The organism is Asanoa siamensis (assembly GCF_016862555.1).
In the GTDB taxonomy this organism is placed as follows: Bacteria; Actinomycetota; Actinomycetes; order Mycobacteriales; family Micromonosporaceae; genus Asanoa; species Asanoa siamensis.
Genome location: NZ_BONE01000070.1, coordinates 1 through 13,224 on the forward strand (window position 1 = coordinate 1; position 13,224 = coordinate 13,224).

Sequence of the window (13,224 nt, forward strand, 5' to 3'; positions counted from 1 at the left end):
GGGCCTAGGTTCTGTCGTTCCGGGCCTGCGCGATGATCCGCCGCAGCGTGTGGTGGAGCTGCCCGCGGTCGGGCGGGTCCAGCCAGCCGAACAGCCGTTCGCCCACCTCCGCGGCTGCCGTGTCGGCGGCGGCGAGGCGCTGGCGGCCGTGGTCGGTGATGGTGACCTGGAAGGCGCGGCGGTCGTGCGGGTCGCGTGTGCGCACGGCCAGCCGCTGCTCCTCGAGCTGGTCGATGATCCGTACCAGCGTCGACTTGTCGACCCCCACCAGGTCGATGAGCTGCCGCTGCGTCAGGCCGCCCCGGGTCAGGAACCGCAGGATGCCGAAGTGCCGCACGTCCATGCCGAGCGGACGCAGGGCCTCGGCGAGGCGGTCGTGGGCCGCCCGGTGGGCCATCTGCAGCAGCAGCCCGGTGGCGACGTGCCCGTCGGGCAGGTCGACCGGGGGCCACGGGGGTCTGGCGCTGTCGGGCATGGCCGCTATTCTATGGCATGAGAGATAATCTCATTTGGGATAGTCTCATGTGAGGAGATGTCATGGCCGACGTTCCGGCACCGGTGGTCTGGGCGGCGGCCTGCGTCGCCCTGCTCGTCGTCGAGCACGTCTTCGCGCTCGCCACCCCGCCGTACGGGCTGCACGTGCCGTTCTTCTTCCACTCGACCTTCGCCGTGCTCTACGCCTGGCTGGGCCTCATGATCCTGGACGGCACCGGATGGGCGCTCGTCGTCCTGACGGTCCTGCTGGCCACGCAGTCCGTCGGGCGCGTGTTCGTGTGGCGGGCCGAGGACCGGAGCTACGCGTGGGCGGTCAAGGCGTTGCTCGCCGCCGGGTTCGTGGTGACGGCCGTGGCGCTGGCTCTGCTCTGGATTCCCGACTCGGCCAGGTCCTATCTGGTCGGCTAGTCACTCGCCGGTGAGGGTGGCCAGCAGGTCGGTGCCGCGGTCGGTGAGGCGGTAGACGACCGCGCGGCCGGCCCGGGCGCCTGTGATCGCGCCGGCGTCGCGCAGCACGGCCAGGTGGGTGCTGACCGTGCCCAGCGAGATGTCCAGGGCGTACGCGAGCTGCGTGCTGGTCGCGGCCCGCCGGAGCTCGCGGAGCACCCGGGCGCGGCCCGGGCCGAGCAGGGTGGCGAGCGGGTCGGCGGCCGGGTCGGTGACCTCGGCGGCCGGGCCGCGGGCCGGGTAGACCAGCGCGTACCGGGGCGGCCGCTCGCAGGTCCACGACCCGTCACCGGCGGTCTTCGGGACGAAGACCAGGCCCTCGTCGCTGATCCAGCGGTCCGGGTAGTCCTGGTCGCTGAACCGGATCGCGTCGTCGCCGACCCACTCCGTCCGTCGGGTCATCGTGCGGACCGCCTCCTTCCAGCCGTACGCGGCGAGCAGCCCGGCGCGGTGCATGATGTCGCGTTCGAGCAGCGCGCGGCGGCGCGGCCAGTCCGGGGCGACGAACCGGCGCCAGCCCGCCCGGAGCACCGCGGCGGTCCGCGGCCCGAGCGCGCCGGCGTCCAACCAACCGGTGTCCTGGGGCTGCCAGCTCGCGCCGACCGCGTCGGCCACGGTCGCCCGAACCTCCGCGTCGGTGAAGCGCGCGGTCTCGGCCAACTCGTCCCGCAGCCGTGTCCCCGTGCCGCCCGTCGGCGGCACCGCGACCAGGTCGGGCAGCCACTTGGTGGCCGAGACGAGCGCCATCAGGCCGGCGGCGAACGGGTCACCGGCGAGCCAGGCCTGGTACGACGGCCGGTGGCGGGCGTGCCAGTCGCGCAGCCAGGGTTCGGGGTCGGGCCGGTGCAGCGTGATGAGCGAGCCGAGTGTCTCGGCCAGCGGTGAGACCGCGAACCGGCAGCGGGACAGGGCCGTGGGGGAGAGCCGCAGAAGAGTCATCGTTACGCCTTTCGGCGCAAGGTTAGCGGCCGGGCCGGGCCCGGCGGAATGCTCCCCGGGTGCTGCTCGCCCCGCCGTTCCGCGCGTTCTATCTCGGCCGCCTGGTGTCGCTCGCCGGCGGCGCGATGACGCCGGTCGCGCTCGCCTTCGCCGTGCTCGACGCCAGCGGCCGGCCCGTCGACCTCGGCGTCGTGCTGGCCTGCCAGATCGTGCCGCACCTCGCCCTGCTGCTGGTCGGGGGAGCGGTGGCCGACCGGCTGCCGCGCCGGACGGTGCTGGTCGTCGCCAACCTGGGCGCGGGCCTCACCCAGGGCGGCATCGCGCTCGTGCTGATCGCCGGCCTCTACCGGCTGCCGCTCGTGGCCGGGCTGGCGTTGCTGGCCGGGGCGCTGGAGGCGTTCACCTCGCCGGCCCTGCGCGGCATCGTCCCGTCGCTGGTCGGCCCGGACGACCTGCGGCGGGCCAACTCGCTGCTGTCGGCGACCAGCAGCGCCGTGCGGATCGTGGGCCCGACCGTCGCCGGGCTGCTGGTGGTCGCGGCCGGCGGCGGTTGGGCCATCGCGGTCGACGCGGTGAGCTTCGTGCTCGCCGCGGTCTTCCTGTCCCGGCTGCCCCGGGTGGCACCGGCGATCTCCGCGGGCGGCGGCGGCCTGCTCGGCGACATCCGCGCGGGCTGGCGGGTCTTCCTGGGCATCCCGTGGGTCTGGCCGGTCGCGCTCGCGTATGCCGTGATCAACCTGGTGAACGTCGGGCCGTGGCAGATCCTCGGCCCGTCGCTGACCCAGCAGCGCTCGGGCGAGGCGACCTGGGGCGTGGTCCTGAGCGTACGGGCGGCCGGCCTGCTGGCGATGAGCATCGTGATGTACCGCCTGGCGCCGCGGCACCCGCTGCGCTTCGGCCGGCTGGCCGGCACCCTGGGCGCGTGCTCGCTGCTGGCGTTGGGTCTTGGCTTCGACCCGTTCTGGCTGGCGGCCTGCGCCTTCGTCGGCGGGGTGGGGTTCGCGGCCTCGGGGATCACCTGGGAGAGCGCGGTGCAACGGCACGTGGGTGGCGAGCACCTGAGCCGGGTGGCCTCGATCGACGACCTGCTGTCCTTCGCGGCGATCCCGCTGGGTCAGCTTCTCGTGGGGCCGGCGGCCGCGGCCTGGGGCGGCCCGCGGGTGGCCCTGGTCTGCGGGGTCGTCTTCGCGGTGGCCGCCCTGGCGCCGTTGACGGTGCGCGCGGTCCGCACGCTCGCGGACGACCGGCCGGCCCTCGACCCGGCGGGGACGGGAGGCTGACCGGGGCTGTGTTACGGCAGCAGGCCGCGCAGGGTGGCGATGTCGGCCGCGTGGCCCTCGCCGGACTTGCCGGACGGGGTTTCCACGAGCACCGGCAGGCCGGCCGTGGACGGGTGGCGGAGCAGTTCGGCGAACGCCGCCGTGCCGAGTGAGCCCTGGCCGATCGTCTCGTGCCGGTCGCGCAGGGAGCCGCAGGTGTCCTTCGAGTCGTTCGCGTGCACGAGCCGCAGCCGGCCCGCACCGACCGTCTCCGTGAGCAGGTCCAGCGTCGCGGTCATGCCGCCCGGTGTGGCCAGGTCGTGGCCCGCCGCCCAGGCGTGGCACGTGTCGAAGCAGACGCCGAGGCGCGGGTGCCAGTCGACGGCCTCGAAGTAGTCCGCCAGGTGCTCGACCCGGGACGCCAGCGACCGGCCCCCGCCCGCGCTCGGCTCGACCAGCAGCTCCGGGCCGTCGGCGTCGAGCAACGGCAGCAGCGCCTCGCGGACCTGCTTGAGGGCCGCGTCGTAGTGGGCCGGGTCGACCGAGCTGCCCGCGTGGAAGACCACGGCGCGGGCGCCGATCGCGGCGCCCCGGCGCAGCGCGTGCGCCAGCGTCGCGGTCGAGCGCTCCACCGTATCGGCGGTCGGTGAACCCAGGTTGACCAGCAGCGACGCGTGTACGTAGGCCGGCACGGCGCGCTCCGCGCAGCCGTCCCGGAACAGCTCGTCCTGACCCGGGTCACCGGGCGGGAGTGCCCAGCCGCGCGAGTTCGACACGTATACCTGCGCGGCCCTCGACCCCGTCGCGTCGAGGTACGGCAGCGCGGTCTTCGCGATGCCGCCGGCGGTCGGGGTGTGCGAGCCGAGCGGGCGGTCGGTCACGAGCAATAGATCACGACCTGGCTTCCCGGTGGGACCGGCGTGTTCTCGTTGGGCTGCTGCGCGAACACCGTGCCGTTCGGGTTGACCTGCGGGTTCGGCACGAGGTTCATGCCCTGGAGCTGCTGCACCGCCTGCGGGCAGGGCAGGCCGATCAGGCGCGGCACGGTGACCTGCGGCGGGCCCTCGCTGACCTCCAGCTCGATCTTGGCGCCCTTCTCCACACCGGCGCCGTCGTTCGGGGTCTGCTTGATCACTTCGTCGCGCGGCCGGTCGGACTGCTTGTAGGCGATCAGCGGCTCCAGGCCGAGGTTGATCAGCTCGGCGCGGGCGTCGTTGATGCTCTTGCCCACGACGCGAGGGACCGTCAGCGGTGCCTTGCCCTTGCTGACGAAGACCGTCACCTTGTCGCCGGGCTTGGTCTCGGTGCCGACGGCCGGGTCGACCGCCACCACGACGCCCTTGGGCAGGTTGTCGTCGTACCGGTCGGCGCCCTTGGTGATCTGCAGCTTGGTCTGCTCCAGCTCGGAGGTCGCCAGGTCGAGTGTCATGCCGACCACGTCGGGCACCGTGTAGCGCTCGGCGCCGAGCGAGAGGACCAGCGTGATCGTGCCGCCCTTGAGGATCCGGCCGGCGGCCGGCGGGTCCTGCCGCAGCACGACGTCCTTCGCGGCCTTCTCGTCGAACTGGCCCGGCCCGTACGCGATGGCGAAACCGCCCCGGGTCGCCTGCGCCTCGGCGGCGGCCTTGTCCATCGCCGCGAGCTGCGGGGCGACCGTGTAGCGGCCCATGCCCCACCACCAGCCGCTGATCGCGGCGACCAGGCCGATGACCACGATCGCGGCGGCCACCGCCATCCGGCCCCGGGGGTGCGACATCACCATGCGGTAGCGGTCGCCGATCCGGGAGCCTCCACCGCGGTCGTCGTCGTAGTCGTCGTACGCCGGCTCCGGAGCGCGGCGCCGGCCGGCGGGCGCCGGCTCCGCCTGGCCGGGCAGGCGGGCCCAGGTCGGCCGCTCGGGCTCGGCGGGGACGCGCGGGATCGTGACGGTACGCGCGGAGACCTGCCGCAGCAGCGCGGTGTTGGCGTTGGCGGAGCCGAGGTCGTCGCGGGTGGCCTGCACCTCGGAGAGGAACGCGCCGGCGTCGGTCGGGCGGGCCTGCGGGTCGCGCCGGGTGGCCCGGGCGACCAGCTCGTCGACCACCGGCGGGATGCCCGGCACCAGGCTCGACGGCGCCGGCACGTCGCGGTCGACGTGCTGCCAGGCGACCTCGACCGGCTGCGCCCCGTCGTAGGGGACGCGGCCTGTGAGCATCTCGAACAGCACGATGCCGGCCGAGTAGACGTCGCTGCGCGGGTCGGCGCGGCCGTCGGTGACGAGCTCGGGTGCGACGTAGGCGACGGTCGCCATGAGCTGGCCGCCGTCGGCGTCGGTGGCGCTGGCCTCGACCGCGCGGGCGAGACCGAAGTCGGCGACCTTGACCACGCTGTCGACCAGGTTGCCGGCGCCGCCGCTGGGCGCCTCGGCGACCAGCACGTTCTCGGGCTTGACGTCGCGGTGCACCAGGCCGGCGCGGTGGGCGGCGGAGATCGCGGCGAGCATCTGCTCGAGGATCGCCAGCGACTCGCCCGGGTTGAGCCGGCGGCGCTGGGCGAGCACGTCCCGCAGCGTGTTGCCGCGCACGTACTCCATGACCAGGTAGGGCAGCCCGGCGTGGTGGCCCTGGTCGTAGACGGCGACCACGTTCGGGTGGGTGAGCCGGGCGATCGTCTTGGCCTCGTCGGTGAACCGCTCGAGGAACTGCGGATCGCGCGCCTGCGCCGGATGAATGATCTTCAGGGCGACCGTGCGCTCGAGGCGCTCGTCGGTCGCGGTGTAGACGGTAGCCATGCCGCCGCGGGCCACCCGCCCACGGATGCGGTAGCGCCCGTCGACCAGTGTGCCCAAGAGCGAGTCAGCGACCTGGATGTCCATCGGCAGGGAGTCTATGTGCCCGTACCCGGAGTGCGACACAGCCGTGCCGGCAACTTCACCGCTAACCCCGCATTCAGGGGTTTTCGTCCCGGTCGTGGCGGTGCTGACGGCGCGGGTGGTGGCGGCTCTCGCCGTCGTCGTCGACCTCGTCGGTGGGCTCGGCGGTCGCGCTCGGTGACGGGCTGGGCTCGTCGGTCGGCGTCGGGTGCGGGGACGGCGAGGGGCTTTCCGACGGTACGGGCGGTTCGGTCGGCTCCGGCGCGGGGTCTTCCGACTGCTCGGGCCGCGGGCCGCCCGGGTCGCGGACGAGGTCCGGGGCGGGTCCGACGCCGGTGGGTGCGCCGTCGCGCGTATCCGATGATCCGGCGCGACCCGCCGCGGCCTGCCTGCCGGCGACGGTGAGTGGCCCACCCTGCCGGGCGATCCGGACCGTCCGGTCCAACCGCGCCTCCGGCGGGCGCTGGCCGGTGCCCGCGGCCCCGGCCACGACGCTCGCGGGTGTCTCGTCGGCCTGCTCCGCCTCCGGCGCCAGCAGCGCGCCCAGCCCGTTCACCACGGCGAAGTAGGTGCCGATGGCGCCCGCGACGCTGACCAGCACGAACCCGCCCGCCGCGACCCGCCGTCCCGGCTGTCCGGCGTGCCCGGGGAAGATCAGCTCGGTGGTCTCGTCGCCGTCCGGCCGCTTCCTGCGCGCCCGCGACAGGTCGTACTGCAGCGACCGCCACGCACCGACGAATTCCTTGCGCACACCCCGCCAGGTGGTCACGGGAGATCCTTCCGAAATGATCGTGCGGTACGGCGGTACCCCGTACCGGGTGGTTCGGTGGTGTCACGCCATGTCGGCGTGGCAATGTGAGCGGGTGACCGAAACCGTTCCCGCTCAGTGGCTGCCCTTGCCCGACGTGGCGGAGCGCCTCGACGTGTCGATCAGCAAGGTGCACCAGATGGTCCGTGACGGCTCGCTGCTCGCGGTCCGTCGCGACGGCGTCCTGCGGGTGCCGGCCGAGCTGGTGGCCAACCGCACCGTGCTCAAGCACCTGCCGGGCGTCATCACGTTGCTGCACGACGCTGGGTACAACGACGAAGAGTGCCTGCGGTGGCTGTACGCCGAGGACGACACGCTGCCCGGATACCCGGCGTCGGCGCTCGGTGGTGACAAGGCCACCGAGGTGAAACGCCGCGCCCAGGCGTTGGGCTTCTAGATTTGCGCTTCCTCTACCTGGCGGTCCTGCTGGGCTGCCTGGCGGGTGCACTCTGGCTCGAACCGGCCCTGCGGGTCCACGTCCTGCGGCGCTGGCGCCGGCTGCTGCTGACCCTGGTGCCGGTGGCGGTGGTGTTCGCTGTCTGGGACATCGCCGCGATCGCCGCCGGCCACTGGACGTTCGACCCACGCCAGACGACGGGCGTGGTCCTTGCCGGTGGCTTGCCGCTGGACGAGTTGCTGTTCTTCCTCGTCGTGCCGCTGTGCGCGATCCTCGGCTTCGAGGCGGTCCGGGCGGTCCTGCGCCTACCGGCGGGTGACGAGGAGTGACCTACACGACGGCGGCAATGGTGGGCGTGGTCGGTGCGGTGGTGGTCGACCTCTTCGTCCTGCGTACCCGTCTGCTCCTGCGCCCGGTGTTCTGGGCCACGTACCCGATCATCGTGTTCTTCCAGCTCCTCTCGAACGGCATCCTGACGGGCCGCAAGATCGTCTTGTACGACCCGGACGCGATCGTCGGCCTGCGGATCGTCTACGCGCCGGTGGAGGATCTGTTCTTCGGTTTCGCGCTGGTGTTGCTGACGCTGTCGCTGTGGGTGTTCTGGGGGCGGGTCGGGGTTCAGCGGTCTCCGGTCGCGGGGACGGGTTCGTCCTGGCTGTTGCGCCGCCTGCGCCGCAGGAAGTAGGTCGCCGCGGCGGCGACGATCGCGACGTCGGCCAGGGCGCCGGGGAGCTTGGTGAGGACCGGGATGCCCAGGCCGTTGGGGAGGGTCAGGGCGGTGACCCCGACGGCGGCGACGGCGAGAGCGTTTCTGGTGCGGCCGGGTTTGGTGGCGCAGGCGAGGACGGCGAGGGGGACGAGGGCGTACCAGGGGTAGAAGACGGGCAGCAGGACGGCGGCAGCAGCCAAGCTCCATCCGGCAGCAGCCACCACCTGCCGCCGCCCCTCCCCGGACCCGTGTTCTCGGTCGGCGCCGGGCCCTGGCGTGTGCTGGTGCGTGGCGTCCGTCAGCCTGTGGTCGTGGTGGAGGTTGGTCGCCTCTGCGAGCGGAACGGCGCCTTGGTGGTGCTGTTCCGGGTCGGCCGCGCTCGCATCCTCGACACCGTCCGCCTCGCGGAGCCGCAGTGTGGCCCGCAGGGCTCGCCAGCACAGGCCGAGGGCGATGAGGGCGAGGGCGGCGATGCCGACCGCGCGGGCGACGCTGACGGCGGTGTCGACGCCTTCGGGCTGGCCCACCGCCCGGAGCAGGTAGCCGGCCGCCATGCCGACGCCGGTGGGCAGCGAGGTCCACTGGACGAGGCTGCCGGTGTCGGAAAGGGCGCGGACCCACCCGAGATCGAGCCCGGCGGCGAGGGTGGCGGCCGCGAACACAAGCACGCCGGACGCGGTCACGACGCCGGCGGCTCGCGCGATGCCGCCCGCTGCGGGTGCGCCACGACTGATCCGCCGGCCGGCGACGAGCAGGACGACGAACGGCAGGACGATGATCGCGGTGACCTTGACCCCGACGGCGAGCCCCAGCAGTGTCCCGGCCGCGACCGCAGCGCCCCAGGCGTGGCCCCCGACCGAGCGTGGGGACTGCTCCCCGTTTACCTGGGACGGGATGTTCGCGCTGGTCCTGGCCGTGCTCTGGGTGATGACCGCGTGATTGCTGTCTGAGCCGGTCGAGACCGTGGAAGCATGCGCTGCTGGAACGGTGGTGGCGGGTCCGCGTGAGCCCGTCCACGTCGTTTCGTCTGGTGCGGCAAGTCCTCCCGGGCTTGGGGCTTGGGCCGGTGTCCCCGCTGGCCCGCCCGGTGCCGGGCTGTTGGCGTGGGTCGCCGGTCCCGCCGGGCTCTGGGCGTGGGCCGCCGGTCCCGCCGGGCTCTGGGTGTGGGTCGAGGGTCCCGCCGGGCTCTGGGTGTGGGCGGCCGGTCCTGCCGGGGTTTGGGTGTGGAGGGCGGTTGTCGTGGGTCCGGCGGGCGTTGCCGGGCTCTGGTCGTGCGCGGCCGGCCCTGCCGGGGTCTGGGCCTGAACGGCCTCCGCCGCTGTTCCGGCGGGCACTGCCGGACCACGGGCCGTCGTGCCCGCTGCCGCTGTTCCGGCGGGGTCGCGGCGGGCGGCGGTTGCCGGCACCGCGACGGCCAGCGCCGCGACGATGAGGCCGGCGGTGAGCGCGTCGTTGTGCGCACCGGACACGAGGTGGACAGCGACGAGCGGCGATAGCAACCCGAGCCACCGAGCCGCGACCGGCGAGACGCCGATGGCACTGGCGAGCCGCCCGGCGTACCCGGCGATCAACACGCCACCGATCAGCGCGACAACCCGGAGAAGGGTGACGGCGACGAGCAGTTGATGATCGCCCGCACCCCGCGCGACGGCCGCGGCGAGCCCGGACAGCACGACGCCGACGGGCCCGTACGGCGCCGGGGTGTGCTGCCACAGGTCGGGCACGGCATCGACCCACGGACAGCCACCGTCGACGGCCCCGACCGCGTAGGGATCGAGCGCGGACCGCCAGATCTCGCCCTGGCAGGCATAGGAGTAGACATCCCGACTGGCCAACGCCGGCGCGAGCAGCAGTGGCGTGGCCCACAAGGCCCCGGTACCCAGCACCCACCGGCTGCTGACCCCGTCGAGCCGGCGCCCGATCCGCCACCACGCGCCGGACAGGATCGCGAGCCCGACCACCCATCCGGTCAGCCCGAGCCAGAAGCCGACCCCGGGCGTGCCAGGCCCGCGCAGGCCCAGACCGGGGTCGCGCCCCGGCAGGGCCCCCGCTCCATACGCCCCCGCGGCGACAACGGCGACCCCGACAAGCCCGGTGACGCGCAGACCCCACGGGCTGTCCAGGCCACGCACGCCATCGATGATCCCACGCCGACCCGGAACGCCCACCCGCCGCCACTGCCCGCCGTGAGGCCGGGGGACCAGCAGCGTCGCAGGTCACTCCGGCGCCGCGCCGGATGAGGCGGAGGAGGTCGCTGATCACGCGGGCCGCAGGCGGCCCGCCAGCGCGGCTTCGGATGGCGGTCGGTCACCGTTGCGGGCGATGACCAACCTTGTTGCTCGGCCCACGCGTTTTACAACCTCGAGGATCAACCCCAGTGCTGGCCCGCACATGCCCACGCCTCGGCTACCAGCAGATCCAGGCGCGGGAGAGCAGCCGTCGCGTACTCACGGTGGGCCGGCCGCCCTGCGGCCTGACAACACTGTGCGGCCGCAACGCCGCGAAGCTCACCGTTCGCCAGGACGAAGGTCGGGCCTGGGCGGCGCCAACGTTCCCGCCTGCGTCGGCGGCGGACGTTGCGGTCGTCAGTCGGTGCGGGTGGTGGCGGCGTGGGCCAGGTCGATCAAGGCCGTTCGTGCCTCGCCCTCGATCGGGGCCGCCTCGATCGCGGAGAGTGCCGACTCCAGGAGCACGGTGATCCTGCGCTCGGTGCGTTCGGCCGCGCCGCTGCCCACGATCACCTCGCGCAGGCGCTCGATTCCCGCGGCGTCGAGCTCCGGCGACCCGAGCAGCCGGAGCAGGTCGCCGCGGCCCGACTCCGTCGCCGACTCGAACGCCGCCGCGACCAGGTAGGTGCGTTTGCCCTCGCGGAGGTCGTCGCCCGCCGGCTTGCCCGTCAGGGCGGGGTCGCCGAAGACGCCCAGCAGGTCGTCGCGTAGCTGGAAGGCCTCGCCCAGCGGCAGGCCGTAGCCCGAGTAGGCCGCGGCGACCGGCGCCGGTGCGTCCGCCAGGGCGGCGCCGAGCAGGAGCGGGCGTTCGACCGTGTACTTCGCCGACTTCAGGCGGGCGACCTTGCCGGCGCGCTCGACCGAGGTGTCGCCGGTGGCCTGGGTGAGGACGTCGAGGTACTGGCCGATGGTCACCTCCGTACGCATCTCGTCGAAGACCGGGCGGGCGCGGGAGATCGCCGCCGGGTCGAGGCCGCCCGCGTGCAGCAGCTCGTCGGACCAGACCAGGCACAGGTCGCCCAGCAGCACGGCCGCCGACTCGCCGAAACCGTCGGCGTCGCCGGCCCAGCCCTGTGCCCGGTGGCTGACCGCGAACCGGCGGTGCACCGCCGGCTCGCCCCGGCGGGTGTCGGAGCGGTCGATCAGGTCGTCGTGGATCAACGCGCTGGCCTGGACCAGCTCGAGCGCCGCCAGTGCGGTCACCACCTGGTCGGAGTCGTGGCCCCCGGCGCCGCGGAAGCCCCAGTAACCGAATGCCGGCCGCAGCCGCTTGCCCCCGCGCAGGACGAATCCCTCGATCGCGTCGGCGACCGGCGCCAGCGCGCTGTCGACCCCCGCCATCCAGGCGCGCCGGTCGGCCAGGAACCACGCCAGCGACTTGTCGACGCGATGCCGAAGGCCGATGCGGTCCGTGGCGGGCAGGCTCGTAGCCGCCGTCGGGCGGGCGTGGTCGGCAGCGCCGGGGCCGGCGTCGTCGGAGGGGCTGTGCGGCGCGGTCACGCCACGAAACTAGGGTCAAACCGGCGCGACGACAACTGGAGCGGTAACTACCGCGTGGCGACCCACCGTGTACGGCCGCGGGACCGTGCCCTCGCCGGCGGCCCGCGACCTCCGCCGCGGCGCGCACCGATCGCCCCGGCCGCCCCGAGCCGCGCGGCACCGCCCCCGCGCCACGCGGCCGGCCGGCTAGCCATCGCCGGCCGCCCGGGACCGGGAACCCCAGGCCGGCTCGCCGCCCAGCGGCCGCGGCAGATAGGGCCGGGCCGCCACCATCAGGTCGGCGTAGTCCCGCGCCGCCGGCAACCGCGCGTGCGGCGCCAGTCGATCACCGAACGCGGTCAGCAGGTCGAGCACCCGCGTCGAGCCGGACCGGATCGTGTCGAGCACCGCCGCGCCGGCCGCGAGCACGGCCCCCTCGGGCTCGCCGGCGTCGAGCCGGGCCCGGGCCAGCCAGGCCTGGTCGAGCGCGGCGGTGCGGGGCTGGCCCGAGCGGGCGGCGGCCCGGGACAGCAGCGGTAGCGCCCGGGCCGGCCGGCCGAGCTGGACCAGGCACCGGCCGGCCAACGCGTCGAGCTCGCCCTCGTCGAGCCAGTAGAGCCAGGGCGGGTCGTGCTCGGCGGCCCGCCGCTCGGTCGCGCGTTGGGCGGCGCCGAGCGCGGCCTCGGCAGCACCGCGCAGCCCGGCCGAGGCCGCCGCGAACGCGATCCGGTGCAGCAGCAACGCCCGGCCGGAGGCCGACAGGGCGCGCCGCGCACCCGCGTAGGCGGTGCGGGCCAGGAGCAGCGCCGGCGCCGGGTCACCGGAACCGACGAGCAGGTGGCTGGCCGAGCCGAGGACGTGGCCGGCGAGCGGCCGGTCGCCCGCGGCGGCGGCCGAGGCCAACGCGGCGCGATAGGCGGACAGCGCGCCGACCGGGTCGCCGGCGTCGGCCAGCGTCCAGCCGCGGAGCTGGAACACCTCGGCCCGGGTCCGGGCCGCCTTGCGGGTCAGCGGCACGCCGGCCGGTGGCAGGGTGGCCTGGTCGGCCGTCGCCGCCAGCCCGTGCACCGCCATCGCGAGCTCGGCGCCGCCGAGCACGTCGTCGAGGCGGCGGGCGGCGGCGAGCCGCGCGGTCACCTCGGCCACGGTGGCCGGCCCCGCCCTGGCGACAGGCCCCGAGGCCGGCCGCGGCGGCCCGATCAGCGGCGGCTCGTCGGCGGTCAGCCAGGTGTGGGCGAGCCCCAGCAGGTCGAGACCGACCCGGTCGCGGCTCTCCGGTCGGTTGGGGCCGGGCCGCCCGGGCGCGATCAGCCGCTGCCGGACCCGACTCCGCTCGGCCGCCACAGCCAGGCCGTCGACCGGCACGTCGAGCACCGCGGCGAGCCAACCGAGCCAGAACTCGGCCGGGAGCCGCTCCTCGCGCTCCCAGCGGCTGACCTCGTGCCGGGTCACGGTCGGGCTGCCCGACGCGGCGCAGAGGTGCTCGGCCAGCCGGAGCTGGCTCCACCCCCGGCGCAGCCGTAGCTGTGTCAGATAGGGACCGAACGTGGGACGCGGACCGGCCGCGTCGAACGGGTGCGGTGGCGACGCGGACATCATGGACCCTCCCCGT

13 protein-coding genes are annotated in these 13,224 nt (G+C 74.6%); 5 read left to right on the forward strand and 8 right to left on the reverse strand.

Annotated elements, in window-relative coordinates:
• Positions 1–4: 4 nt before the first annotated feature.
• Positions 5–475 (reverse strand): MarR family winged helix-turn-helix transcriptional regulator, encoded by a 471-nt coding sequence (locus Asi02nite_RS31515; protein WP_203717648.1) that lies wholly within the window; start codon positions 473–475, stop codon positions 5–7.
• Between the two features lie 62 nt (positions 476–537).
• Between Asi02nite_RS31515 and Asi02nite_RS31520 the strand changes: the two genes are divergently transcribed.
• Complete coding sequence (locus Asi02nite_RS31520) at positions 538–903, forward strand: hypothetical protein (protein ID WP_203717649.1); 366 nt, start codon at positions 538–540, stop codon at positions 901–903.
• On the opposite strand, the gene Asi02nite_RS31525 is transcribed toward Asi02nite_RS31520, so the two are convergent.
• Entirely contained in the window at positions 904–1,881 is a 978-nt protein-coding gene (locus Asi02nite_RS31525) for an ArsR/SmtB family transcription factor (protein WP_203717650.1), read from the reverse strand.
• Between the two features lie 59 nt (positions 1,882–1,940).
• Here Asi02nite_RS31525 and Asi02nite_RS31530 point away from each other — a divergent pair, with 59 nt between their 5' ends.
• Complete coding sequence (locus Asi02nite_RS31530; RefSeq protein WP_203717651.1) at positions 1,941–3,161, forward strand: MFS transporter; 1,221 nt, start codon at positions 1,941–1,943, stop codon at positions 3,159–3,161.
• A gap of 11 nt (positions 3,162–3,172) precedes the next feature.
• Here Asi02nite_RS31530 and Asi02nite_RS31535 read toward each other — a convergent pair whose 3' ends face one another.
• The 3 genes from Asi02nite_RS31535 to Asi02nite_RS31545 all read right to left on the reverse strand — a co-directional run bounded on the left by Asi02nite_RS31535 (position 3,173) and on the right by Asi02nite_RS31545 (position 6,760).
• The gene (locus Asi02nite_RS31535; protein WP_203717652.1) at positions 3,173–4,027 is read right to left on the reverse strand and encodes a deoxyribonuclease IV; all 855 of its coding nucleotides are present in this window, start codon (positions 4,025–4,027) and stop codon (positions 3,173–3,175) included.
• Complete coding sequence (gene pknB / locus Asi02nite_RS31540; RefSeq protein WP_203717653.1) at positions 4,018–5,994, reverse strand: Stk1 family PASTA domain-containing Ser/Thr kinase; 1,977 nt, start codon at positions 5,992–5,994, stop codon at positions 4,018–4,020. The genes Asi02nite_RS31535 and pknB overlap by 10 nt, the downstream gene beginning before the upstream one ends.
• A gap of 73 nt (positions 5,995–6,067) precedes the next feature.
• A complete protein-coding gene (locus Asi02nite_RS31545; protein ID WP_203717654.1) occupies positions 6,068–6,760 on the reverse strand; it encodes a hypothetical protein in 693 nt (230 codons plus the stop codon).
• Between the two features lie 70 nt (positions 6,761–6,830).
• Here Asi02nite_RS31545 and Asi02nite_RS31550 point away from each other — a divergent pair, with 70 nt between their 5' ends.
• From Asi02nite_RS31550 to Asi02nite_RS31560, 3 genes are read left to right on the forward strand one after another with little or no spacing between them, the layout of a single operon-like run.
• On the forward strand, positions 6,831–7,196 hold the full coding sequence (locus tag Asi02nite_RS31550; protein WP_203717655.1) for an Rv2175c family DNA-binding protein: 366 nt from the start codon (positions 6,831–6,833) through the stop codon (positions 7,194–7,196).
• A gap of 2 nt (positions 7,197–7,198) precedes the next feature.
• On the forward strand, positions 7,199–7,525 hold the full coding sequence (locus tag Asi02nite_RS31555; protein WP_203717656.1) for a lycopene cyclase domain-containing protein: 327 nt from the start codon (positions 7,199–7,201) through the stop codon (positions 7,523–7,525).
• Positions 7,522–7,881: a lycopene cyclase domain-containing protein gene (locus Asi02nite_RS31560; protein ID WP_203717657.1), complete on the forward strand. Its 360-nt coding sequence runs from the start codon at positions 7,522–7,524 to the stop codon at positions 7,879–7,881. The genes Asi02nite_RS31555 and Asi02nite_RS31560 overlap by 4 nt, the downstream gene beginning before the upstream one ends.
• Here Asi02nite_RS31560 and mptB read toward each other — a convergent pair.
• From mptB to Asi02nite_RS31575, 3 genes are all read right to left on the reverse strand, one after another.
• Positions 7,815–10,037, reverse strand: coding sequence for a polyprenol phosphomannose-dependent alpha 1,6 mannosyltransferase MptB (gene mptB / locus Asi02nite_RS31565; protein ID WP_203717658.1), 2,223 nt, complete (start codon positions 10,035–10,037; stop codon positions 7,815–7,817). The genes Asi02nite_RS31560 and mptB overlap by 67 nt on opposite strands.
• A gap of 453 nt (positions 10,038–10,490) precedes the next feature.
• Complete coding sequence (locus Asi02nite_RS31570; RefSeq protein WP_203717679.1) at positions 10,491–11,474, reverse strand: polyprenyl synthetase family protein; 984 nt, start codon at positions 11,472–11,474, stop codon at positions 10,491–10,493.
• 345 nt (positions 11,475–11,819) lie between these two features.
• The gene (locus Asi02nite_RS31575; RefSeq protein WP_203717659.1) at positions 11,820–13,211 is read right to left on the reverse strand and encodes a helix-turn-helix domain-containing protein; all 1,392 of its coding nucleotides are present in this window, start codon (positions 13,209–13,211) and stop codon (positions 11,820–11,822) included.
• Positions 13,212–13,224 lie beyond the last annotated feature (13 nt).

What these genes read in the sequence shown, in the direction of transcription:
- Asi02nite_RS31515 (WP_203717648.1), bottom strand. Translation starts at nt 475, where the DNA reads ATGCCCGACAGCGCCAGACCCCCGTGGCCCCCGGTCGACCTGCCCGAC.
- Asi02nite_RS31520 (WP_203717649.1), top strand. Translation starts at nt 538, where the DNA reads ATGGCCGACGTTCCGGCACCGGTGGTCTGGGCGGCGGCCTGCGTCGCC.
- Asi02nite_RS31525 (WP_203717650.1), bottom strand. Translation starts at nt 1,881, where the DNA reads ATGACTCTTCTGCGGCTCTCCCCCACGGCCCTGTCCCGCTGCCGGTTC.
- pknB (WP_203717653.1), bottom strand. Translation starts at nt 5,994, where the DNA reads ATGGACATCCAGGTCGCTGACTCGCTCTTGGGCACACTGGTCGACGGG.
- Asi02nite_RS31550 (WP_203717655.1), top strand. Translation starts at nt 6,831, where the DNA reads ATGTCGGCGTGGCAATGTGAGCGGGTGACCGAAACCGTTCCCGCTCAG.
- Asi02nite_RS31570 (WP_203717679.1), bottom strand. Translation starts at nt 11,474, where the DNA reads ATGGCGGGGGTCGACAGCGCGCTGGCGCCGGTCGCCGACGCGATCGAG.
- Asi02nite_RS31575 (WP_203717659.1), bottom strand. Translation starts at nt 13,211, where the DNA reads ATGATGTCCGCGTCGCCACCGCACCCGTTCGACGCGGCCGGTCCGCGT.